We start from the raw sequence: 22,880 nt of genomic DNA, 5'->3' as shown, positions 1-22,880 counted from the left end.
AGCCTGCGACAGAGCCTGCCGGTCAGATCAGAACCTGCCGTCACGACAGCGCCAGTCGCGATCAGATCAGTGCGTTGACGCGTTCGGCGATGTGCGCGGCGAGCGAGTCTGCGGGTGTCGCGGCATCCAGTACGAGGAATCTCTCCGGTTCCGCTTCCGCCAGCGCGAGGAATCCGGCACGCACACGGGTGTGGAATTCGGTCTTCTCCGCTTCGAGGCGGTCGAAGGGCTTTTCGTCCGCGTTCAGCCGCTCCCGCGCGATCGCCGGATCAAGATCCAGCAGGACGGTCAGATCCGGCAGCGCTCCCTCTGCAGCCCACAGGGAAAGTTCACGCACCTGATCGGCGTCGAGCACGCGACCAGCGCCCTGATAGGCGACGGAGGAGTCGAGGTAGCGATCCTGAAGCACGATCTCGCCGCGCGCCAGCGCCGGCTTCACGACCGTCGCGATGTGGTGGGCGCGGTCGGCCGCGTACAGCAGCGCCTCCGCCCGCGGGGCGATGTCGCCACGGTGGTGCAGCACGATATTGCGGATGAGCTCACCGACCTCGCTGCCACCAGGCTCGCGCGTGCGCAGCACGGTGTGCCCGGCATCCGTCAGCGTGGCCTCGAGCAGCTGAGCCTGGGTTGTCTTTCCCGAGCCATCGCCACCTTCCAAGGTGATCCAGGTTCCCCGTCGTGGGGTCACGAGTCCGCCTTCTGCTTCGCAGCCTTCGCCGCGGCGTTCGCCGCGCGCGTTGCCGCGGCCTTCTTGGCTGCCGCCGAGCGTGCTGCCGCCTTCTCCTCGTCCGTCTTCGCAGGAGCCTTCTTCGCAGGAGCCTTCTTTGCAGGGGCCTTCTTCGCGGCCGGCTTCTTGGCAGCGGCCTTCTTCGCCGGCGCCTTCTTCGCACCGCGCTTGGCGACCGGACCCTTGGCACGCTTGTCGGCGAGCATCTGCACGGCGATCTCGAAGGTGATGTCTTCCGGCTTCTGACCGCGCGGAATCGTCACATTCGTCTCACCATCGGTGACATAGGCGCCGAAGCGACCATCCCGGATGCGGATCGGCTTGCCACTGACCGGGTCAGCCTCGAACTCGGCGAGCGCGCTGGATGCCCGGCGGGACCCCGCCCCATACTTCGGCTGGGCGTAGATCGCGAGTGCCTGTTCCAGAGTGACGTCGAAGATCTGCTGCTCGCCCTCGAGAGAGCGCGAGTCGGTGCCCTTCTTCAGGTACGGACCGTAACGGCCGTTCTGGGCGGTGATCTCGTCGCCAGATTCCGGGTCCGTGCCGACGATGCGCGGCAGGCTCAGCAGCTGCAGCGCGGTGTCGAGGTCGACGGTGTCCACCGACATCGATCGGAACAGCGATCCGGTGCGCGGCTTGGGCGCATCCTTCTTCGCGGTCTTCTTCTTCTTCGGAGCATCCACGACTTCACCGGTCGTTTCGTCGACGGCGACGTCTTCCTCGGGCAGGTTCTCCTGCACGTAGGGGCCGTAACGGCCATCCTTGACGACGATGATCCGCCCGTTCTCCGGGTTCTCGCCGAGAACGCGGTCTCCGGCCACAGGCGCGTCGATGAGCTCCTGCGCCTTGGCCGCGGTCAGCTCATCCGGAGCGAGCTCTTCGGGAACGTTGACGATACGGCCGCGCTCGTCGGGCTTGGCCGGGTCGATGACCTCCAGGTAGGGCCCGTACTTGCCGAAGCGGAGTGTTGCGGTGTCAGTGATCTTGGTCGAGTTCAGCGCGCGTGCGTCGATCTCTCCGAGGTTGTCGACAACGTGGCGAAGGCCCACATGCGCATCGGATCCGAAGTAGAACGACTTCAGCCATTCAACGCGCTTCTGCTCGCCGCGGGCAATCGCATCCAGGTCATCTTCGAGCGACGCGGTGAAGTCATAGTCGATGAGGTCTGCGAAGTGCTCCTCCAGCAGACGCACGACGCTGAACGCCATCCAGGTCGGCACGAGTGCCTGGCCGCGCTTGGTGGCGTAGCCGCGGTCGATGACGGTGCCGATGATGCTGGCGAACGTCGACGGGCGACCGATGCCATACTCTTCGAGCGCCTTCACCAACGATGCCTCAGTGAAGCGGGGCTTCGGGTTGGTCTTGTGGCCCTTCGCCTCAGCATCCGATACGGCCAGCTCGTCACCGACGGCGACGGCAGGCAGGGACTGGTTGGTGGCGGCGTCGGAGTCGCTGCGCTTCTCGTCGCGCCCCTCTTCGTACGCCTCAAGGAAGCCCTTGAACGTGTACACGGTTCCGGAAGCCGTGAACTCGGCCTTCTGACCTGCTGCATCGACGGACAGCGTGACCGTAGTGGTCTCGTACTTCGCATCGGCCATCTGGCTGGCGACGGTGCGCTTCCAGATCAGGTCGTAGACGCGCTGCTCTTCGCGGTCGAGTTCACCGGAAACGGATGCCGGAGTGCGGAAGGTTTCGCCCGAGGGACGGATCGCCTCGTGCGCCTCCTGCGCGTTCTTGCTCTTGGACTTGTACATCCGCGGCTTCAGCGGCACGGCCTTGTCACCGTAAAGCGAGACAGCCTGGCTCCGTGCCGCCTGCACCGCCTGGGTGCTCAGCGCGACGGAGTCGGTACGCATATAGGTGATAAAACCCTTTTCGTACAGACGTTGTGCGACGCTCATCGCCTGCTTCGCGCTCATCGAGAGCTTGCGGCCGGCTTCCTGCTGCAGCGTGGAGGTGGTGAACGGCGCGTATGGGCTGCGCGTTCCCGGCTTGGCCTCGACCTTGGTCACGGTGCCGGCGCCTGCGGCGTCAACGGCATGCGCGAGGGCGGTGGCGCGGGTTTCGTCGAGGACGACGACGGCCTTCTTCAGCTTTCCGGCGTCATCGAAGTCGGTGCCGCGGGCGAGCTGGCCGCCGTCGACACGCACCAGGCGCACCTTGAAGGCGGTACCGGTGGCGGAGGCGGATGCGTCGACGTCCCAGTATTCGGCCGAGACGAACGCCATGCGCTCGCGTTCCCGCTCGACGATCATGCGGGTGGCGGCGGACTGCACGCGTCCTGCCGACAGACCGGTCTTCACCTTGTACCAGAGCACAGGCGAGACATCCCAGCCGTACAGGCGGTCAAGGATGCGACGGGTCTCCTGAGCGTCGACGAGCGCGAGGTCGAGCTCACGGGTGTTGCCGACAGCTGCCTGGATCGCGTCCTTGGTGATCTCGTGGAACACCATGCGTTTGACGGGGACCTTCGGCTTCAGCGTCTCCAGCAGGTGCCACGCGATGGCCTCGCCCTCGCGGTCCTCATCAGTTGCGAGCAGGACTTCGTCGGCATGCTTCAGCGCGCGCTTGAGTTCGGCGACCGTCTTGGTCTTCCGATCGGAGACCACATAGTAAGGATCGAAGCCGTTGTCGATGTCGATCGAGTACTTCCCGTAGGCGGCCTTGTCGGCGGCGGGGATGTCTTTCTTATCAGCGAGGTCGCGAATATGGCCGACAGAGCTGAGTACCTCGTAATCGTCGCCGAGATACCCCTGAATCGACCGCATCTTCGTCGGAGACTCGACGATGACGAGCTTTTTGCCTTCAGCCAAGGGTGCGTCCTTTCTTCGAAGCACACCATACACACCGCTTTCGTGGCGCGTTCACAGCAGAGCCGTGATCGGAGTCCTGAATCATTGCCGTCAGAATCCCTCGGGTGGCCCAGCGCGGGCCCGGGAGACGGCAGCTAGACCAGCGTACGCCGCTTGAACCTCAACTGTTGCCACCGGGCCGGAGATCGCACATGAGGTGAGGGTCGCTCCGGATGCCGCGGCTACCCGTGCGGCGAGCGCACAGGGGTCCTCATCGGTGATGATCGCCCCGGATACGGTGTCCGCTGCAGCCAGGGCTGCGGCGTCGGCTGCCCCGGCCGCGCGCTGTGCGATCACCGCGGCGCCGCCGACCGCCGCGAGCCCGAGAGAAAGGGACGCCGCGACGGCCAGCACTCCGGCAGCCAGTGCGGATCCTGCCATCACAGACCTCCGCTGAGCGCACAACTCGATGCTGTCAGCGGAATGCTGATGACCGAGCCGATCGACACGTCGATGCGTGCGCTGACACAGGACAGATCGCCCTGCGGCCCGCTCGTCACCTGCGCTCCGCTGACGGCGGCTGCCACGACGGCGTGCGCGGCCTCGGCGCTCTCGCCGCGACCGAGCAACCGCGCCGCATCAGCAACGGAATCCTGCAGTATGACCTGCTGCGCCGCCGCGCCCAGCGCGCCCGCCCCGAGCAGAAGTGCAAGCACCACTGCAGGCAGGGCGAGGGCGAGTTCTGCGGCGACGGATCCGCGATCGTCGCTGCCGGTGTTCGTATGCATCGGCCTACGACACGGTCAACGCCCGGCGCACGAGATCGGTGAGGATGCCGCGCACCTCATCCGAGCGCATGATGACCACCAGCAGCCCGGCGAACGCGACCGCCGCCATCGTGGTCACGGCATACTCTGCCGTTGCCGCACCGCTTTCGTCGGTGAACAGCGCGGCGGCGCGCTGTCTGGTGAGAGTGGGAATGGTGTTCATTTTTTCCTTCTTTCTTCAGTGGCGCTGTCAGATCGGCAGCGGGGTTGAGGTGAGTACGGCGAGCATGAGCGGCGCGACGCCCAGCAGCAGAAAGGCCGGCAGCGTGCACACGCCCAGAGGGATGAGAAGCTGCGAGGAGAGTTTGGCCGCACGGACGCGGCCGCGGATGCGCGCATCGTGACGCTCCTGCGCGGCGGCCGCGCGCAGCAGTTCACCGGCGGGGACACCGGCTGCCCGCGACAGCTCCAGCACTCCCCCGGTACGAGCGGCGCTGAAGCGATCCCGCGCCGGGCTGTCTTCGACCAGGCGCAGCGAACGCTCAATGGAGGTTCCACCCGACAGGGCGACAGCGACGAGCTCTGCGTGCATCCCCGGAGTCCCCGGGTCCGGTTGCGCACGGCGAAGTAGACGCCGCGTCCACATTCGTGCGCAGAGCACGAGCACGAGCCCGGCAACCAGACATGCCGTTCCGATCGGGTTGCCGATGACGACACCCACAGTGTCGAATCCCAGTGCGACTCCCAGCAGAAGCCCGGCAAGCGGCATCCACAGCAGCAGCCGGGCGGTTCCGGCAGGTTCTGCGAGGGCGATGCGCACGTCGTCAGCGGCGGCCGCAGCATCCTGCATCGTCTCAGCGAGCGACCTGAGCACGTCGGCGAGCGGCGCCCCGACTGTCGTGGCGATATCCCATGCGGCCGCGACATCACTCCACGCGCCGCCATCGGCCTCGATCGCCGCGACCAGCGGCATGCCGTCATCGCAGCGTTCGACCACGCGTTCGGCATGCGCATCACCGGCGTCCGAGAGGTGCCGCCAAGCGGTCAAGGGCACAGCCCCCGCCTGCAGCAGCACCGCGAGCGTGCGCACCGAGACGGCGGCGGCCTCGGCGCTGTCATCGGTCGGTGCGCTCGGGCGCGAAAGCAGTTTCACCATGGCTGCACCTCCTCGATGTCCAGCCGATCAGCGCGCAGCATCATCCGCCCCGCCTGGGCGATCCTTCGCACACCGTCCGTGCCACGGGCCAGATGGATCACCACGGTGAAAGCGCTCACCGCCTGCCGAGCAAGCGCCGTCGCATCGAGCCCGGCAAGCGCGCCCAGCGCCTCGAGCCGGGCGGGAACATCGACGAGGCCGCTGGCGTGCAGAGTTCCGGCACCGCCGTCGTGACCGGTGTTCAAGGCCGACAGCAGCTCGCGCACCTCCTCGCCGCGGCACTCGCCGACGACGAGCCGATCAGGGCGCATCCGCAGCGACTCGCGCACCAGACGAGCAAGGGTGATGGATCCGGCGCCCTCCAGGTTCGCTTGCCGCGCTTCCAGCGCGACGTGGTGCGGATGCTGCGGCCGAAGCTCAGCAACATCCTCGATCGTCACGATCCGCTCCGATGCGGGAACCGCGTGCAGAAGTGCAGCCAGCAGCGTCGTCTTGCCGGTGCCGGTGCCTCCGGTGAGCAGAATGTTCGCCCGCTCGATCACGAGCTGCTCCAGCCAGACCCGCTGACGGGAATCGAACGCGCCGAGCTCGGCCAGCGCATCGAGATCTGCCGCCCTGACCCGTGGGATGCGCACCGACAGCGCCGTGCCCGAGGTTGAAACCGGCGCCAGCACAGCGTGCACACGGATGCCGGAGGCCAGTCGCACATCGACGCACGGGGACTGATCGTCCAGGTGACGCCCACCCGCGCCGATCAGCGCGACCGCAAGATCCCGGACCTCGCGCTCGGATGCTGCCCACGCTCCGACGCGCTCGGCGCCGCCGCCGCGATCGACGAAAAGCCCGTCGCCACCGTTGACGAAGATGTCGGTGACGCGCGGATCAGCGCAGTGCTCGGCGAGCGGGCCGAAGGCGGCATCCAGATCGGCCGGAATGACCGCTGCGGCGCCAGCGGTCCGCATCCCGGTGCGCGGCTGAATGATGAACGGCTGTGGCATGCCCCGAAACTATGCCGCGCAGCATCCGCACGGAGGGCCAGAACCCCATCCCTGTGAGCAACTCGCAGCATCCGTCGATTGTGCACAACGACTGCAATCGCACGTGTGCTGGCAGGCGTAAACAGAGGAGGGCGGCACCTCACGGGGGGAATGAGGTGCCGCCCACTGGCGCACCGATGCTTGGGGGAAGCGGGCACGCCAAGGCCAGAATCAGAATTCGGCTGTCGTCGAGTGTACGCAACCAGGCTGTGGTCGCAAAAGCCTGAGTACTACCAACTTTCGGCAGTATTGGCAGAATCAGGCGCAGACTAGATTCACCCTGTCCCGGTCGTGCGTTTCGCGCGACCTGTCCCGCCGCAAAGGAGCGCGTGCCATGAGCAGCCAGATCGACCATCTCCTCGACGAGACCCGGCAATTTCCACCCTCGGACGAATTCGCCGCCGCTGCCGTCGCACAGCCGGAGATCTACGAACGAGCAACCGGCGACCGTGAGGCCTTCTGGGGAGATCAGGCCCGCGAGCTGCTGCACTGGCACAAGCCCTTCACCCGCGTTCTGGACTGGTCTAACCCGCCGTTCGCGAAGTGGTTCGACGACGGCGAACTCAACGTCGCATATAACTGCCTCGACCGTCACGTCGAAGAAGGCAACGGCGACCGTGTCGCGCTCCTGTGGGAGGGCGAGCCGGGCGACTCCCGCCGCATCACCTACGCCGACCTCACCGATGAGGTCAAGCGTGTCGCCAACGTGCTCGCCGGCTATGGCGTGGGTGCCGGGGATCGTGTCGCCATCTACCTGCCGATGATTCCCGAAGCCGTCGCATCCATGCTCGCTGTCGCGCGCCTCGGCGCGATCCACTCGGTCGTCTTCGGCGGATTCAGCGCCGACAGCCTGCGCTCGCGCATCGACGATGCCGGCGCGAAGGTCGTCATCACCGCTGACGGCGGCTATCGCAAGGGCCGCGTCTCCGCACTCAAGCCCGCCGTCGATCAGGCGCTCAGCGACCGCGGCGACGGTGAGCAGCAGACCGTCGAGCATGTGCTGGTCGTCAAGCGCGGCAATAACGACGTCGATTGGATCGAGGGGCGCGACCACTGGTGGCATGAAGAGGTCCCCGTCGCCTCCGGCGAGCACGAAGCCCAGCCGTTCCCCGCCGAGAACCCGCTGTTCATCCTGTACACCTCGGGCACGACCGGAAACCCCAAGGGCATCCTGCACACCTCGGGGGGATATTTGACCCAGGCGGCGTACACGCACCGGAACGTCTTCGACCTGAAGCCCGAGACCGACGTGTTCTGGTGCACGGCTGACATCGGTTGGGTCACGGGCCACAGCTACGTCACCTACGGCCCGCTGGCCAATGGTGCGACCCAGGTTCTTTATGAGGGAACCCCGGATGCCCCGCATCCCGGCCGCTGGTGGGAGCTGATCGAAAAGTACAAGGTCTCGATCTTCTACACCGCCCCCACGGCGATCCGCTCGTTCATGAAGACCGGACGCAGCATCCCGGAGAAGTTCGATCTGTCGTCGATCCGACTGCTCGGGTCGGTGGGCGAACCGATCAACCCTGAGGCCTGGATGTGGTACCGCGAAGTCATCGGCGCGAACCGCGTTCCGATCGTCGACACCTGGTGGCAGACCGAGACCGGCGCGATCATGGTTTCGCCCCTGCCCGGCATCACCGCGGCGAAGCCGGGCTCGGCGCAGGTTCCTATCCCGGGCATCTCGCTCGGTGTCGTGGATGAGTCTGGAGAAGCAGCCAGCGCTGGCGACGGCGGGCTGCTCGTGATCACCGAACCATGGCCGGCGATGCTGCGCGGCATCTGGGGCGACCCGGAGCGCTACAAGGAGACGTACTGGGACAAGTTCGAAAAGCAGGGGTACTACTTCGCCGGCGACGGCGCCCGCCTCGATGAAGACGGGGATCTGTGGCTACTCGGCCGAGTGGACGACGTGATGAACGTCTCCGGGCACCGGCTCTCCACTGCCGAGATCGAGTCGTCCCTGGTGGCACACGAGGCAACGGCGGAGGCTGCTGTGGTCGGGGCATCCGATGAGACCACCGGGCAGGCGGTCGTCGCCTTCGTGATCCTCAAAGAGAGCTACCTGTCGGCGCATGACCCCGCGGGCCTCGCCACGCAACTGCGTCAGTGGGTCGGCGAACAGATCGGAGCGATCGCCCGTCCTCGTGATGTGTACATCGTGGGAGAGCTGCCCAAGACCCGCTCGGGCAAGATCATGCGGCGCCTGCTGCGCGATGTCGCCGAAGGCCGTGAGGTCGGCGATACGACGACGCTCGCCGACACCGCGGTGATGAGCATTATCTCGGCGCAGGTGAAGTAGCCCGGTCACCCTGCCTGGATGCTTATCGCAGCCATCTGAGCGCGTACGACCTGAATCAGCTCGAGATCGATCGGGAATTCCCCGTCCACCTCGCGCGCGTGACGCTGCACTTCGTCTCCGAGCGCGATCGCCAGGCCGACCGTCACCCTTGCTTCGGCGACATGATTGGCGTCGTCCAGACGCGCATACTCCGGATGCGCATCGAGCCACGCGGCGAGCACATCAACAAGTCGGTCGCGGCTCACCCCGCTCCCCCAGGAGACCGTGCTGGTAACGCCCGGTTCACGCACGAACAGCGCGAACCGGCGGCGCGTGAGGTCATCGCCAGCCTGCCCCCGCACCGACGCCATCACGATCAGGCTAGCCGCGACCACAAGATCATGTGCGTGCTGCGTGAGGATGCGATCGGTGAGCGCAGGATCGTACTCCAACGCCGAGCCGAAGATCGCCTGGTCAAGCGAGGAAAAATAGTTGAAGAACGTACTGCGAGAGACCATCGCGGCTTCGCACACGCGGTCGACAGTGACCGCCTGCACCCCTTCTTCATACGCGAGATCCACCGCCGCGCGCTCCATCGAACGCCGGGCGGCACGCATTTTGCGCTCGCGAAGCCCCTCAGCCATGTTCGCTCCTCCGCAACGTCTCTCACCACAATACTCAGTCAAGGTTTGGCTTGTGTGTAAGTTTGGACTTAGTCCATACTTGTCGAGATAGCCCCGGCTGAAAGGCACCCCATGCGTCGCCCGATTCATAATCGCCCCGTCCCCACGAGGGCCTTCACGCTCACCCGAACCAGCGGCGCAATCGCCACGGTGATCGGTCTGACGCTGATGTCCGTGCCGCTGGTCGCTCACGCCGAGGAGTCGTCGACACACACCGTTGACGTCACCACGAATATCACCGATGGGATGGATGCCGCATCCCTCGCCGGCGTCGAGATCGCGATCCGCAGCCCCTACGGCGACGATACGGTGATCGCCTCCGGAACCACGGGAGCCGGTGGCACCCTCCAACTCGAGGTGACCGGCGCCGAGTCGAGCTATGTAGTGGATGCCGAGTGGCCGGGCGCCATCGGCGACCTCGAGACGACCTCGACGCGCACCGAGTTCCCGATGAGCAGAGATGCTCCCGTCGAGGTCATGCTGTGGGGCACGTTCGGTGCTGTTTCCGGATCCGTCGTCGCGACAGCGGATGGTGAGCCCGTAGCCGACCTCAGTGGAGCCAGCATCCTCATCGCGAGCGCGGGCACGCTCGTACAGCAGGTGCCGATCGCCGCCGACGGCTCGTTCGCATCCGGCGCACTACCCACGAGCGATTCCCCGGACTACAGCGTGCGATTCCTACCGCCGACCGGGTACGACCTCGACGACACGCAAACCGCTGCGAACGAGCCGTTCGCGCTTCCGTCCGCTGAGAGGAGCCCGGCAGCGCTAACGATTGAGCGCAGGTTCGCGATCGTCTCGAACGGTACAGTGCCGACACCGGAGCCGGAACCCACCACGGAACCGACACCGGAACCCACGACCGAGCCGACCCCGGAACCCACCACGGAACCGACGCCGGAACCCACGACCGAGCCGACACCGGAACCCACGACCGAGCCGACCCCGCAACCCACCACGGAACCGACCCCGCAACCCACCACGGAACCGACTCCCCTGCCCACTTCCACTCCGACACCGACGACGTCCCCGATCACCCCGCCCGCACCGACGCCCGTCCCCCCGATAACGCTGGGCAACACCACGGACCTCGGAGCAGCCATCGGCCGCATTACCAACGCCCAGTTAAGCCAACTGCTATCGGCCGCTCGCAGCAACCAGCCCGTCCCAGTCACCAATGCAGCAGGCCAGTTGCTCGGCCTGGCGTGGACGCCTGCACCTGCATTGCAGCCGGGGCTGTCCGCCATGGGTTCAGCCACGCTGGTGACCGCCCCTGGTATCGCCTTGATTCAGACGCCGGTGGCAGCAATGAGTCTCGAGGCCGCACTAATGGCCGTCCAGTCATCCCGCGCCTCCGCACTCGATGCTGATCTCGCGGCACAGCTCACCGGGATTCAGGCGCGCAACACTGAGATCGGATTGTTGAACGCCGCGGTATCCGCCGTGTCCGTGTACCTCGCCTCACCTTCCGACACGACTTACGCCGCATCCGTTGACGAAGTGAAGGCCGCCGGCGTCGATCATCCTTTCCTCTCCGCTTCCACGGAGGACCGCGCGTCGGACGCAGCATCGCTGCTCCAGTCGCTGCGCACCATGATCGATGCGACGGCGAACAGCCAGCAAATGGACATGCTGAGGTTGCAGGCGCTCACGGGCAAGCGCAACGAAGAGTTCGACTTGATGACAAACTTCGTCAAAAAGATGAACGAAGCGCGCTCGAGCATCATCGGCAACATGCGCTCGACGCCGATCGCTCTGGGCACTGTGCACTGGGATAGCGGCACGGTGACCGGCAGCTTCGATCTGGCCGCAGTACAAGATGGCGACCACCACCTCATCCTGGATGTTGCCGATGCCGGGGTCACGCTGATCTCAAGTGTCACCGTCCAGCAGAACTCCACCTCACATCCACAACAGCAGGGTTCGCTTGCGGCGACCGGCGTCGAGCCGACCGCAACGCTGCTCACGGGAGCCGGACTCCTCATCGTGGGTCTCGCCGCATTCCTCGGTGCCCCGCTGCTGCGGCGGAGAGTTGCCGCTGACCCCCAGTAGGCGGAAACGCGAACAGCCTCCCCATCAGGTGATGGGGAGGCTGCTTTGCGCGCCACAGGTCAGGCGAGGATGAAGATGACCTCGACCTCGACCGGGCTGTCCAGCGGCAGCACCGAGACGCCGACGGCGGCGCGGGCGTGCATCCCGGCATCGCCGAAGATCTCGCCGAGCACCTCGCTGGCGCCGTTGATCACCGCCGGTTGGCCGGTGAATGACGGATCGGATGCGACGAAGCCGCCCACGCGCAGAACTCCGCCGATCTTGTCCACTCCGCCGACAGCTGCGGCAGCGGCCGCCAACGCGTTGAGGGCGCACGTGCGGGCGTAGCCCTGGGCATCCTCAGCCGTCACATCTGCGCCGACCTTGCCGAATGCCGGCAGCGTTCCCGAAGCGAACGGCAACTGTCCGGACGTGTAGACGAGGCCTGCGTGCACCACTGCGGGCACGTAGGCGGCCACGGGCGCTGCCACCTCGGGCAACTCGATGCCGAGCTCGTTCAGACGCGCAGCGACGCTCATGCGCCGTCGCCCTCGAAGCGGCGAGCGGCCTGCTCTGCGGCGGCGAGACCGGCGGTGTTCGAGTCGTCACCGGCGACCGGGCGCTTGAGGTAGGCGACGAGGCCGCCTTCCGGTCCGGTGATGACCTGCACGAGCTCCCAGCCCTGCTTGCCCCAGTTGTTGAGGATCGCCGCGGTGTTGTGAATCAGCAGCGGGGTGGTCAGATACTCCCACGTGGTCATGGCACTCCTGCACGTCAGAGACGCTCGGCAGAACCGCGCGTCAAAGGTTGTATTCAGGGAAATCCCCTACGATCTAGCGTATGCCTCAGAAGAATCGTACGGCGAAAGGCGTGCTCGGCGGCCTTCTCGGCCTGGTCGGGCTCGCGGCTGTCGCCGGAGTGCTCGTGACAGCGACAGTCACCCCTGCTCTGGCCGTCGCGGGTGCCGCCGGATCGCAAGCACTCGACCTGTTCGACAAGCTGCCGTCGTACCTGAAGCCCGATGCTCCGATGGAGCCGGGCAAGCTGTACGGCACCGGCCTGGACGGGCAGCCGTTCGTAATGGCCACCTTCTACGACCAGAACCGCACCCAGGTCGAATTCGATCAGGTCGCCCCGGTCATGTACGACGCGATCCTCTCCAGCGAGGACAAAGACTTCTACACGCACGGCGGCGTCAACATCGGCGCCACGGCGAAGGCGCTCATCGACAACCTCAACGGCACCTCGTCGCGCGGTGCGTCGACGATCAGCCAGCAGTACGTCAAGAACGTGCTCATCCAACAGTGCGAGCAGGGTGTTCTCCCCGGAGACGGCGAGGAAGCCCAGCAGAAATACGCCGAAGCGATCGAGCAGTGCTGGTGGGATGCCGCGAACGCGGTCGGCAGCGACGGGATCGAGCGCAAGCTGCAGGAGATGCGCTATGCGATCCAGATCGAGAAGGACTACTCGAAGAACGACATCCTGCTCGGCTACCTGAACATCTCCAGCTTCGGCGGAACCGTCTACGGCATCGAAGCCGCCGCGAACCGCTACTTCAGCACCACGGCCGCCAACCTCACACTCGCACAGGCGGCGACTCTGGCTGGCATCGTGCAGAATCCGAACACCTACCGCATCGATAAGCCTGAGGGCTCGTGGACCGACAATGACGGCGTCGCGCATAACTCCGCGGCCGATGGCTACGCGACCGCGTTGGATCGCCGCAACTATGTGCTCGGACGCATGCTCGAACTCGGCAAGATCACCCAGGCCCAGTTCGATGAGGCTGACGCTTCTCCGATCACTCCGGTGCCCTCTGATCCGATTCAGGGCTGTGCGGCTGCGCAGGACAACGCCTACTTCTGCCAGTACGCGAAGACAATGGTGCTCGAGAACCCGATGTTCGGCGACGATGAGGACCCTGCAAAAGCCCAGCAGGCTCGCAGGAAGGCACTGTTCCGCGACGGCCTGGAGATCTACACCTCGCTCGACATGCGCGTGCAGCAGCCGGCGATCGACTCGATGCGCACCTACGTGGGTGCCAATCTTGACAACCAGTATCTGGGTGCTGCCGGAGTGACCGTAGAACCAGGCACCGGCCGCGTTCTTGCCATGACGCAGAACACGCTCTTCCGCGAGACCGACGACGGCGACCAGGCGTACACTTCTCTGGTCTTCGCTTCAGACGAGGATCACGGTGGATCCCGCGGCTTCCCCGTCGGCTCGACCTACAAACTCTTCACGCTGCTCGACTGGCTCGAGAAGGGGCACTCGGTCAACGAGTCCCTCAACGGCAACAACCGCGTGATGCAGATGACCGCCTCATGCGGCCCAGGCTTGGCCCCTTTCAATACCAAGGAGATCGGAAACTTCAACGGCCAGGCCGGCTACACCGGCACGCCGATGACGTTTACCCGGAACTCGCTGAACTCAGGCTTCTTCGCGATGGCATCCAAACTCGACATCTGCGATATCAATGCCGTGGCCGATCGGATGGGCGTCCAACTCGCCAACGGAGACAAGACCACGAAAGAAAACTTGGCCTACGACGTACTCGGGTCGAAGTTCATCTCACCGCTAGACATGGCCGGCGCCTATGCCACTGTCGCCAACAAGGGCGTGTATTGCGAGCCGCGCGCGATCGACCGTGTCGTCCGCCAGGACGGCACCGAGATGGAGGTGCCCGCTTCCTCCTGCAAGCAGGTCATCACGCCTGAAGTTGCCGCCACCGCAGCCTACGCACTCGCCAGTGTGATGAACGGCGGAACCGGCGCGAGGGGCAATCCCGGCGATGGCACCCCGTTGATCGGCAAGACCGGTACGCACCAGGACTATTCGACGATGATGATCGAGTCCAGCACCAAGGCCACCACGGCAGTCTGGGTCGGCCGGTGGAACACTGTTCCTGATCCGGATGATCCGACAAAGGGCATCTTCGCGAGCATCCGGTGGCTGTCCCAGAAGGGCGCGATGACGGACGCCCGCTACTACATCGCTCGCGACATGCAGTACGCCGCCAACCAGCTGCTTGGCGGCGGAGACCGGTTCCCGGCGCCGGACCGTAACCTGAGCCGCGTCGTCCTCACCGACCTGCCCAGTGTCGTCGGTCTGACGATGGAAGACGCCCGACGCACTCTGCAGCAGGCAGGCTTCACCGTGCAGGATGGCGCCCCCATCGACAGCGACATCGCCGAGGGTCTCGTGGCCGCGCAGGATCCGGGTGCCGGCAAGGCTCCCGGTGGCGCGACGGTGACGATCTCCCCGAGCAACGGTCAAGGATCGACGGTACCCGACGTCACCGGCCAGGAGCTCGGCGACGCGATCAACACGTTGAACGCCGCTGGCTTCGGCAACGTCGCACCGCACGGCTCCTGCTCGAAGGAAGACGCTGAAGTACAGAGCACGAACCCCTCAGCGGGTAGCGCTGCGACCAAGTCGACAACCGTGACGATCCGTTGCTGACCGCGGCCTCGCGCTCCGCTCATCCTGCCCTCATCGCGCTCGGCGCGGTGGGGGCTGTGGGCGCCGCGTGCGCGGTGTGGGGCATCGGCATCGAACGGTACCTGTTCACGGTGCGCGAGGCATCCGCTCAGGCCTTGCCTGCCGGATCGCGGCCGCTGCGCATTCTGCATATCTCCGATGCACACATGGCCCCGTGGCAGCGCCGCAAGCAGGATTGGCTCGCCTCTCTGGCAGAGCTCGAACCCGATCTGGTGATCAACACCGGCGACAATCTCGGACACCGCGACGGACTGCAGGGCATCCGTCGCGCCTTCGATGCCTTCGCTGGCGTTCCGGGAGTATTCGTACACGGCTCCAACGACGTACTCGGGCCCACCCCCCGCAACCCGCTGCGCTATTTCTTGGGACCGTCCGAGCGCCACCTTGACCCCGAGATGCTCGATACCGCCGCACTGGATTCCTACCTCATCGAGGAACTCGGCTGGTCCACGCTGAACAATGCGGCCGCCCGCCTGGACGTTGCAGGCCTCACCATCGACCTGTTCGGCGTCAACGACGCACACCGGGACTGGGATGACCTCGATTCGGTGCCGGCCACCATAGAATCGCTCGGCGCCCGGGATGCCAGCATCCCCCTACTCGGCGTCACACACGCCCCCTACCAGCGTGTGCTCAACCGCTTCACCGACGTCGGCGCTGACGCCATCTTCGGCGGGCACACCCACGGCGGACAGGTCTGTCTTCCCGGTTTCGGAACACTCGTAGCCAACTGCGACATCCCGCTGAAGCAGGCCAAGGGTCTGAGCACCTGGAACCATGGCGGACGCACCATCCCGCTGAACGTCAGCGCCGGATGCGGGCACTCGATCTATGCGCCGGTTCGCTTCGCGTGCCGACCTGAGGCGACGCTGCTCACGCTCACGGCGATGGACACGCCCGCGTAACCGGGATGCCGCCCCGGATTCGGTGTGCAGCGGTTTTCCCTGTAGACTCAAACGGTTGCAACGGGGTGTGGCGCAGCTTGGTAGCGCGCTTCGTTCGGGACGAAGAGGCCGCAGGTTCAAATCCTGTCACCCCGACCAGTTGCAGGAAGGCCGCCCTCCGGGGCGGCCTTCCCCATATCATCTGGAGAGTTATGACCACGCCTCGTCTCGTCGCCTTCGATCTCGATGACACGCTTGCCGCTTCCAAGAGCCCGATCGACCCGCGCATCGCTGCGCAGTTGCGCTCATTGCTCAGCCGCGTCGAGGTGGCCATCATCTCTGGCGGCAACGAGGAGCAGTTCCGCACGCAGGTGATCAACCAGCTCGGAGAAACGGATGCTGCGGCACTCAGCCGCCTGCACCTGCTGCCCACCTGCGGCACGCGCTATCTACGCCACAACGGCACCGAGTTCGCAACCGTCTACGCCCACGATCTCTCCGATGAGGAGAAGAGCGCTGCCCTGCTCGCGCTGCGTGAAGAGGCCGAGCGGCTGGGGCTGTGGGAAGAGAACCCGTGGGGAGATATCCTCGAGGATCGCGGTTCGCAGATCACCTTCTCGGCGCTCGGGCAGAAAGCCCCCGGAGACGCGAAGCACGCGTGGGATCCGACCGGCGAGAAGCGCCTCGCACTGCGGGATGCTGTCGCCGCCCGCGTGCCCGAGTTGGAAGTCCGCGCCGGCGGTTCAACCTCGATCGACATCACCCGCTCGGGCATCGACAAGGCCTACGGCATGACCGCACTGACCGAGCACACCGCCATCGCGCTCAGCGACATGCTGTTCTACGGCGACCGCCTGGATGAGGGCGGCAACGACTACCCGGTGCTCGCACTCGGCGTGCGCTCGATCGCGGTCGAAGGCTGGCAGGACACCGCCGACAAACTCGACGAGCTGCTTCCTTCGCTGTAGCCGGGATGGGTATGTCACAGAACCTGCGGGTTTGACAGCATCCGACCCTCGGCTTCTGAGACACGACCGCGGCGCGTGTCACAAAAGAGGCGGGTGCGGTAGCCCGACACCCGCCACTTCTGTGACACGGATGATGACCGGGGCTACTTCGCGACCGGGATCAGGCGCTGCAACTGCGTGACGTGACCGGGCTCGAGTTCTGCCAGCGACGAGACTCCGAGCAGACGCATCGTGCGCTCGATCTCCGTGCGCAGGATCGTGATCGTGCGGTCGACACCCTGGCGCCCGCCCGCCATCAGCCCGTACAGGTATGCCCGCCCGATCAGCGTGAAGTCGGCGCCGAGCGCGACGGCTGCCACGACGTCCGCCCCGTTCATGATTCCGGTGTCGATCATCACCGTGAAGTCGTCACCGACGGCCTTTCGCACCTTCGGCAGCAGGTGGAACGGGATAGGAGCGCGGTCCAGCTGGCGTCCGCCGTGGTTCGACAGCACCACACCGTCGACGCCGCTGTCACGCAGCTTGACGGCATCCTCCACGTTCTGCACGCCCTTGATGACGATCTTGCCGGGCCACAGCCCACGGATGACCTCAAGGTCGTCATAGCTGATCGTCGGGTCCATTGCCGCATCCAGCAGCTCGCCGACGGTGCCGCCGGTGGTGCTGAGCGACGCGAACTCGAGCTTCGGGGTCGTGAGGAAATCGAACCACCACCACGGACGCGGAATCGCATTGATGATCGTGCCGAGCGTGAGCTGCGGGGGGATGCTGAAACCATTGCGCTTGTCGCGGAGCCGGGCGCCAGCCACCGGTGTGTCCACCGTGAACTGCAGTGTGTCGAAGCCGGCGGCAGCCGCGCGGCGGGTGAGCTCGTATGAGATCTCGCGATCGCGCATGACGTACAGCTGGAACCAGTTACGCCCGGGAACCGGCCCCTGAGGCTCTGCGAGGGTCGCCGCCTTCACGCCTTCGATCGAGGTCGTACCCAGCGTGGACAGGGTGAACGGGATGCCCGCGGCCGCAGCAGCGCCGGCACCCGCGATCTCTCCCTCGGTCTGCATGAGGCGCGTGAATCCGGTCGGCGCGATGCCGAACGGTAGCGCGCTCGGTCCGCCGAGAATCTCGACGGAGGTGTCGACGTCGGGCGCGGGCTTCAGGACTCCGGGGTGGAATTCCACATCCTCGAACGCCTGCCGTGCGCGCGTCAGCGAGATCTCGCCTTCGGCCGAGCCATCGGTGTAGTCGAATGCAGCCTTGGGCGTGCGACGCTTGGCGATCGTGCGCAGATCGTTGATCGTGAGCGCTGCGTCCAACCGACGCTTCTTGCCGTCGAGCTCGGGCTTTTTGAACTTCATCAGATCGAGGATCTCGACCGGGTTCGGGAACTGGCGCTTGACCATGCTGGTCCTTTCAGTGGATGTCGGTCGACGTCGCGCGGCTGAGCCCCGCGGTCGTGTAATAGCCGGTGATGTGGTCGTGGATCAGGGTGCGCGCAGCATCCGATTCACCAGAATCGATCGCCGCGACGATCGCGCGATGCTCGTCACGCAGGCGTTGAACCATCGCTTCCCAGTCACGGATACCCTCGGCCCCGGCCTGTACGTACGATTCGATGGAGGTGCGAAGTCCCGCCATCATGGCGGCGATCACGGTGTTTCCGGATGCTTCGGCCAGAGCCAAATGCAGCTGCCCATCGAGGGCAAGGAACTCGGCTGGGCTGAGGCCGTCGGCATCCATCACGTCGAGCAGGTGATGCGCGTCGGCGAGGTCACGCTCGGAGTCGGCGGCGAGGGATGCTGTGACCGCATCCTCGAGAACCAGACGTGTCTTCACGACATCGGCCAGTGCGAAGCCCTGTGCGGCCACCTGAAGGCGCAGCAGCGCCGACATGCCCCCACCGGGTGTGGCGATGACGATCGCGCCGGACTGGGGCCCGGAGCCGGTCGCGGTGCGGATCAGCCCCATAACTTCAAGTACGCGCAGTGCTTCACGGACGCTCGAGCGGCCGACGCCGAGGTCTGCGGACAGATCGCGTTCGGACGGCAGTCGATCGCCGGGTCCGAGACGCCCCTCGAGGAGGTCGCGCTCGATGTGCTCGAGCACGATGCGCCAGGCGCGTTGCGTCGTTGGCGCTGCCATGTTGCCCCCTAGTACGTCGAGTGCGCTCGTGCGCGCTGAACTGTGGTCAGACCACAGGTTAGCGCGTGTGGTCTGACCACGCAAAGTGCCCCCGGTTCGCACGGTGCCGCATCCAGTCGCTTCGTCCCGGTCGTTGCTTCCGGCCGCCGCATCCGGTCGCCGCATCCGGCCGCCGCATCCTCAATCCCCGCTCCGGTCGCACTTGGTGTCGCTATGACGCGCGTTTAGCGACACCAAGTGCGACCGGAGCAGGTGAAAACGGTCGACAGTGGTCGGGTCGGAGCGGGAGCGGGAGCGGAGCGGGAGCGGAGCGGGAGCGGAGCGGGAGCGGGAGCGGGCGGAGCGGGAGCGGGGCGGAGCTCAGCCCAGGCGTCCGCCGGACTCTTCGAGGTAGCAGTTTCCGCACAGTGATTCGTAGGTGACGACATCGGCGGGTGCTCCCCCACCGGTGCCCTCATCGATCGCCACCTGGTCCCCGTCGAACACGAAGCTTCCGCTGACCACTCGTCCGTTGAACACGGCCTTGCGACCGCAACGGCAGATCGTCTTCAACTCTTCCAGCGAGTGCGCGATCGCGAGCAGTCGCGCGGAGCCAGGAAAAGCGTGGGTCAGAAAATCGTTGCGGATGCCGTAGGCGATGACGGGGATGCCGTCATCCACGGCGATGCGGAACAGGTCATCCACCTGCGCCGCACTGAGGAACTGCGCCTCGTCCACCAGCAGGCAGGCCACATCGATCGGGTCGGCAGGGATCAGCCCCTCGGCATTTCGCTGCTGCATCCGCTCTCGTTCTGCGTGGAACAGCGCGCGAGCGTCACCGTCCGACGGAATCAGAAAGTCGACCTCGCGGGTCATGCCCAGTCGGCTCTCGACCTGATTCGCACCCTTGGTGTCGATCTCGGGCTTGGCGAGCAGCACGTGCTGACCGCGTTCCTCATAGTTGTACGCGGCCTGCAGCAGCGAGGTCGACTTGCCGGAGTTCATCGCCCCGTAGCGGAAGTAGAGCTTCGCCACGGCGCGGTGCTACTTCCAGATGTTGAGCGTGGCGGCGGTCGAGGCGACGGATTCTTCCGCCGCAGCGGCGTCGTCGTTCAGCTTCTGGCCGTACGTCGGAATGAGCTCGCGCAGCGCAGGCTCCCACCCGGTGTACTGCTCGGGGAAGCAGTTCTGCAACAGCTGGAGCATGATCGGCACGGCTGTGGATGCTCCGGGCGATGCACCAAGGAGTCCTGCGATCGAGCCGTCCGCGGCCGAGACGACCTCGGTTCCGAACTGCAGCACGCCGCCCTTCTTGGCATCCTTCTTCATGACCTGCGCACGCTGACCGGCCTCGATGAGAGTCCAGTCCTCGTCCTTCGCCGTGGGCATGAAGACACGCAGGCTGTCGACCTTCTTACGGTGCGTCTTGGTCAGCTCGCCGAGGAGGTACGTGATCAGATCAGGATTCGCGAACGCGACACGGAGCATCGGCCACAAATTGTGCGTGCGCACCTGGGTGACGATGTCGAGCATCGAGCCGTTCTTGAGGAACTTCGGGCTGAACGTCGCGAACGGACCGAACAGCAGCGACGCTTCGCCGTCGACGACACGGGTGTCCAGGTGCGGCACCGACATCGGCGGCGCGCCAACGGATGCCTGCGAGTACACCTTCGCCTTGTGCTTCGCGACGACATCCGGATTCGAGGTCTTGAGGAACTGTCCCCCGATCGGGAAGACGCCGTAGCCCTTGATCTCGGGGATGCCGGAGCGCTGCAGCATCTTGAGCGCCCAACCGCCAGCGCCGACGAACACGAACTTCGCGTTCACCTGCCCGGGGGTGCGGCCGAGGCTGTTGCGGAACTTGACGTTCCAGGTGCCGTCCTTCTGCTTCTTAAGCTTTTGGACCTCGTGGTTGGTGCGCAGTTCCACGCCATTGGCCTTGAGATGGCCGAAAAGCTGGTGGGTGAGTGCGCCGAAATCAACGTCAGTACCGGCGGGCACACGCGTAGCGGCAAAGGGTTCGCCCTTGCGGCGCTGCTGCATCAGCAGCGGCGCCCACTTGTTGATCACACGAGAGTCTTCGCTGTACTCGATGCCGTCGAACAGCGGTTGCTTCTTGAGCACCTCGTAGCGGTCCCTGAGGTAGGCGACGTCCTTCTCGCCCTGCACGAATGTCATGTGCGGGGTGGCGTTGATGAAGGTCGAGGGCTCGTCGAGCACACCGCGCTTGACCAGCGACGACCAGAACTGCCTGCTCTGCTGGAACTGCTCGTTGATCGAGACAGCCTTGGCCGGGTCGAGCGGACCATCGGTTCGGGGCATGTAGTTCAACTCACACAGGGCGGCATGGCCGGTGCCCGCGTTGTTCCACGGGTTGGAGCTTTCCTGGGCCACATCCGACAGTCGCTCGTAGGCGACGATCTTCCAGTCCGGCTGCAGTTCGTGCAGCAGGGCGCCCAGGGTGGCGCTCATGATGCCACCACCGATGAGTACAACGTCGACGGATTCAGTCACCCGTCCATCCTAGTTCGCCGGCCGTACACCCAGAACCACCGACGAGCGTCCAGCATCCGGCATCCGGCATCCGGCATCCGGCATCCGATATCCGACCTCCCGGCGGCACAGATGTCGGCCGAAAAGTACGGATGTCAGCCGAGACACGTTAGAACGGCCGACACCTGTGGATACCGACCGACAGGTGTACCCCGCGCAGTAGCGGCAGCCGCCCGCGCAGCGCAAGCAGCGCGCGTTACGCGGCTACGGTGAGGCGAGCTGCGACGATCTCGGCGATCTGCACCGCGTTGAGGGCTGCGCCCTTGCGGAGGTTGTCGTTACTCACAAACAGCACGAGGCCCTTGTTCTCCGGCGCGGACTGGTCGGCGCGGATGCGACCGACGAAGCTCGGGTCCTTACCTGCCGCATGCAGCGGTGTCGGAACCTCTTCCAGCGCGACACCCGGAGCCTCGGCGAGGATCTCGCGTGCACGCTCGGGCGTGATGTCTTCGGCGAACTCCGCGTGGATCGACAGCGAGTGTCCGGTGAAGACCGGAACACGCACACAGGTGCCAGCGACCCGCAGTCCCGGCAGCCCGAGGATCTTGCGGCTCTCGTTGCGCAGCTTCTTCTCTTCGTCGGTTTCGTTCAGTCCGTCTTCGACGACGGATCCGGCCAGCGGGATGACATCGAAAGCGATGGGAGCCACGTAGTTGTTCGGCGCCGGGAACTCGACGGCCGATCCGTCGTGCACGAGGCGCAGGGTGTCACCCTGGGCAAGGACGCTCTCGACCTGTCCGAGCAGCTCCTGCGCACCAGCAAGGCCAGAGCCGGAAACGGCCTGGTACGTCGAGACGATGAGGCGCTCGAGGCCTGCTGCTTCTGCCAACGGCTTCAGCACCGGCATGATCGCCATGGTGGTGCAGTTCGGGTTGGCGATGATGCCGCGCGGACGCTCATCGATCGCGTGCGGGTTGACCTCGCTGACCACGAGCGGAACCTCGGGGTCATTGCGCCACGCGCTGGAGTTGTCGATGACGACCGCTCCTGCCGCTGCGAATCGGTCGGCGTAGGCACGGCTGGCCGTGGCTCCTGCCGAGAAGAGCGCGATGTCGATGCCCGAAGCATCCGCTGTCTCGACGTCCTCGACGACAACGTCGACGCCGGCGTACGCAATGGTCCTGCCCGCCGAGCGAGCCGAGGAGAACAGTCGCAACTCCCGAATTGGGAACGCCCGCTCGCTGAGAATCTCGCGAATCACGGTGCCCACCTGGCCGGTGGCGCCGACGATGGCGACGGAGTGTCCTGAGTCAGAGATGCGGGTCATGAGAGTTTCCTTGGCGTCATGCAATACAGCGAACGAGACGCGCGGCACGGCGTCGGGGTGCGGATGCCGCGCCTGGCGCCGATGTCAGGGTTCTCGCGAGTCTACCCTTCGACAG

General features: G+C 65.6%; 20 protein-coding genes and 1 tRNA gene. 6 read left to right on the top strand and 15 right to left on the bottom strand.

Annotation, left to right across the window (positions count from 1 at the left end; translation table 11 throughout):
* Positions 1 to 61 precede the first annotated feature (61 nt).
* The 7 genes from tmk to ACW5CM_RS09700 all read right to left on the bottom strand — a co-directional run bounded on the left by tmk (position 62) and on the right by ACW5CM_RS09700 (position 6,440).
* Positions 62 to 688 (bottom strand): dTMP kinase, encoded by a 627-nt coding sequence (gene tmk / locus ACW5CM_RS09730; RefSeq protein WP_457124878.1) that lies wholly within the window; start codon positions 686 to 688, stop codon positions 62 to 64.
* A complete protein-coding gene (topA, locus tag ACW5CM_RS09725; protein ID WP_457124877.1) occupies positions 685 to 3,540 on the bottom strand; it encodes a type I DNA topoisomerase in 2,856 nt (951 codons plus the stop codon). Before topA ends, tmk begins: the two co-directional genes overlap by 4 nt.
* Before the next feature lie 90 nt (positions 3,541 to 3,630).
* Entirely contained in the window at positions 3,631 to 3,960 is a 330-nt protein-coding gene (locus ACW5CM_RS09720; protein ID WP_457124876.1) for an Rv3654c family TadE-like protein, read from the bottom strand.
* Positions 3,960 to 4,307, bottom strand: coding sequence for a TadE family type IV pilus minor pilin (locus tag ACW5CM_RS09715; protein ID WP_457124875.1), 348 nt, complete (start codon positions 4,305 to 4,307; stop codon positions 3,960 to 3,962). Before ACW5CM_RS09715 ends, ACW5CM_RS09720 begins: the two co-directional genes overlap by 1 nt.
* Positions 4,308 to 4,311: 4 nt before the next feature.
* Entirely contained in the window at positions 4,312 to 4,509 is a 198-nt protein-coding gene (locus tag ACW5CM_RS09710) for a DUF4244 domain-containing protein (RefSeq protein ID WP_438255494.1), read from the bottom strand.
* Positions 4,510 to 4,536: 27 nt separating this feature from the next.
* Positions 4,537 to 5,442, bottom strand: a complete 906-nt coding sequence (locus ACW5CM_RS09705; protein ID WP_457124874.1) for a type II secretion system F family protein — start codon at positions 5,440 to 5,442, stop codon at positions 4,537 to 4,539.
* Positions 5,436 to 6,440, bottom strand: a complete 1,005-nt coding sequence (locus tag ACW5CM_RS09700) for a TadA family conjugal transfer-associated ATPase (protein WP_439255878.1) — start codon at positions 6,438 to 6,440, stop codon at positions 5,436 to 5,438. The genes ACW5CM_RS09705 and ACW5CM_RS09700 overlap by 7 nt, the downstream gene beginning before the upstream one ends.
* A gap of 373 nt (positions 6,441 to 6,813) precedes the next feature.
* On the opposite strand from ACW5CM_RS09700, the gene acs reads away from it, so the two are divergent.
* Positions 6,814 to 8,781 (top strand): acetate--CoA ligase, encoded by a 1,968-nt coding sequence (acs, locus tag ACW5CM_RS09695; RefSeq protein ID WP_457124873.1) that lies wholly within the window; start codon positions 6,814 to 6,816, stop codon positions 8,779 to 8,781.
* A gap of 5 nt (positions 8,782 to 8,786) precedes the next feature.
* On the opposite strand, the gene ACW5CM_RS09690 is transcribed toward acs, so the two are convergent.
* Positions 8,787 to 9,404 (bottom strand): TetR/AcrR family transcriptional regulator, encoded by a 618-nt coding sequence (locus ACW5CM_RS09690; RefSeq protein ID WP_438255498.1) that lies wholly within the window; start codon positions 9,402 to 9,404, stop codon positions 8,787 to 8,789.
* Positions 9,405 to 9,515: 111 nt separating this feature from the next.
* On the opposite strand from ACW5CM_RS09690, the gene ACW5CM_RS09685 reads away from it, so the two are divergent.
* Positions 9,516 to 11,495, top strand: coding sequence for a hypothetical protein (locus ACW5CM_RS09685; RefSeq protein WP_457124872.1), 1,980 nt, complete (start codon positions 9,516 to 9,518; stop codon positions 11,493 to 11,495).
* 59 nt (positions 11,496 to 11,554) lie between these two features.
* Here ACW5CM_RS09685 and ACW5CM_RS09680 read toward each other — a convergent pair whose 3' ends face one another.
* A complete protein-coding gene (locus ACW5CM_RS09680) occupies positions 11,555 to 12,013 on the bottom strand; it encodes a RidA family protein (protein WP_457124871.1) in 459 nt (152 codons plus the stop codon).
* Positions 12,010 to 12,234: a Sp36 family protein gene (locus ACW5CM_RS09675; RefSeq protein ID WP_438255501.1), complete on the bottom strand. Its 225-nt coding sequence runs from the start codon at positions 12,232 to 12,234 to the stop codon at positions 12,010 to 12,012. Before ACW5CM_RS09675 ends, ACW5CM_RS09680 begins: the two co-directional genes overlap by 4 nt.
* Positions 12,235 to 12,314: 80 nt before the next feature.
* On the opposite strand from ACW5CM_RS09675, the gene ACW5CM_RS09670 reads away from it, so the two are divergent.
* From ACW5CM_RS09670 to ACW5CM_RS09655, 4 genes are all read left to right on the top strand, one after another.
* On the top strand, positions 12,315 to 14,936 hold the full coding sequence (locus tag ACW5CM_RS09670) for a transglycosylase domain-containing protein (protein ID WP_457124870.1): 2,622 nt from the start codon (positions 12,315 to 12,317) through the stop codon (positions 14,934 to 14,936).
* The gene (locus ACW5CM_RS09665; RefSeq protein WP_439256073.1) at positions 14,933 to 15,880 is read left to right on the top strand and encodes a metallophosphoesterase; all 948 of its coding nucleotides are present in this window, start codon (positions 14,933 to 14,935) and stop codon (positions 15,878 to 15,880) included. Before ACW5CM_RS09670 ends, ACW5CM_RS09665 begins: the two co-directional genes overlap by 4 nt.
* A 61-nt stretch (positions 15,881 to 15,941) precedes the next feature.
* A tRNA-Pro gene (locus ACW5CM_RS09660) sits at positions 15,942 to 16,018 on the top strand.
* Between the two features lie 53 nt (positions 16,019 to 16,071).
* Entirely contained in the window at positions 16,072 to 16,827 is a 756-nt protein-coding gene (locus ACW5CM_RS09655; RefSeq protein WP_438255503.1) for an HAD-IIB family hydrolase, read from the top strand.
* 143 nt (positions 16,828 to 16,970) lie between these two features.
* On the opposite strand, the gene ACW5CM_RS09650 is transcribed toward ACW5CM_RS09655, so the two are convergent.
* From ACW5CM_RS09650 to ACW5CM_RS09630, 5 genes are all read right to left on the bottom strand, one after another.
* Positions 16,971 to 18,227: an alpha-hydroxy acid oxidase gene (locus tag ACW5CM_RS09650; protein ID WP_438255504.1), complete on the bottom strand. Its 1,257-nt coding sequence runs from the start codon at positions 18,225 to 18,227 to the stop codon at positions 16,971 to 16,973.
* A gap of 10 nt (positions 18,228 to 18,237) precedes the next feature.
* Positions 18,238 to 18,966 (bottom strand): FadR/GntR family transcriptional regulator, encoded by a 729-nt coding sequence (locus ACW5CM_RS09645; RefSeq protein ID WP_438255505.1) that lies wholly within the window; start codon positions 18,964 to 18,966, stop codon positions 18,238 to 18,240.
* A 360-nt stretch (positions 18,967 to 19,326) separates the two neighbouring features.
* A complete protein-coding gene (locus ACW5CM_RS09640; protein ID WP_438255506.1) occupies positions 19,327 to 19,980 on the bottom strand; it encodes a thymidine kinase in 654 nt (217 codons plus the stop codon).
* 9 nt (positions 19,981 to 19,989) lie between these two features.
* Entirely contained in the window at positions 19,990 to 21,459 is a 1,470-nt protein-coding gene (locus ACW5CM_RS09635) for a malate:quinone oxidoreductase (RefSeq protein ID WP_457124869.1), read from the bottom strand.
* A gap of 235 nt (positions 21,460 to 21,694) precedes the next feature.
* Complete coding sequence (locus tag ACW5CM_RS09630) at positions 21,695 to 22,765, bottom strand: aspartate-semialdehyde dehydrogenase (RefSeq protein ID WP_457124868.1); 1,071 nt, start codon at positions 22,763 to 22,765, stop codon at positions 21,695 to 21,697.
* Between the last annotated feature and the right edge of the window lie 115 nt (positions 22,766 to 22,880).

The sequence above is a fragment of the Microbacterium wangyouchuni genome (assembly GCF_054072595.1).
This window is presented reverse-complemented; position numbering and strand designations above follow the sequence as displayed.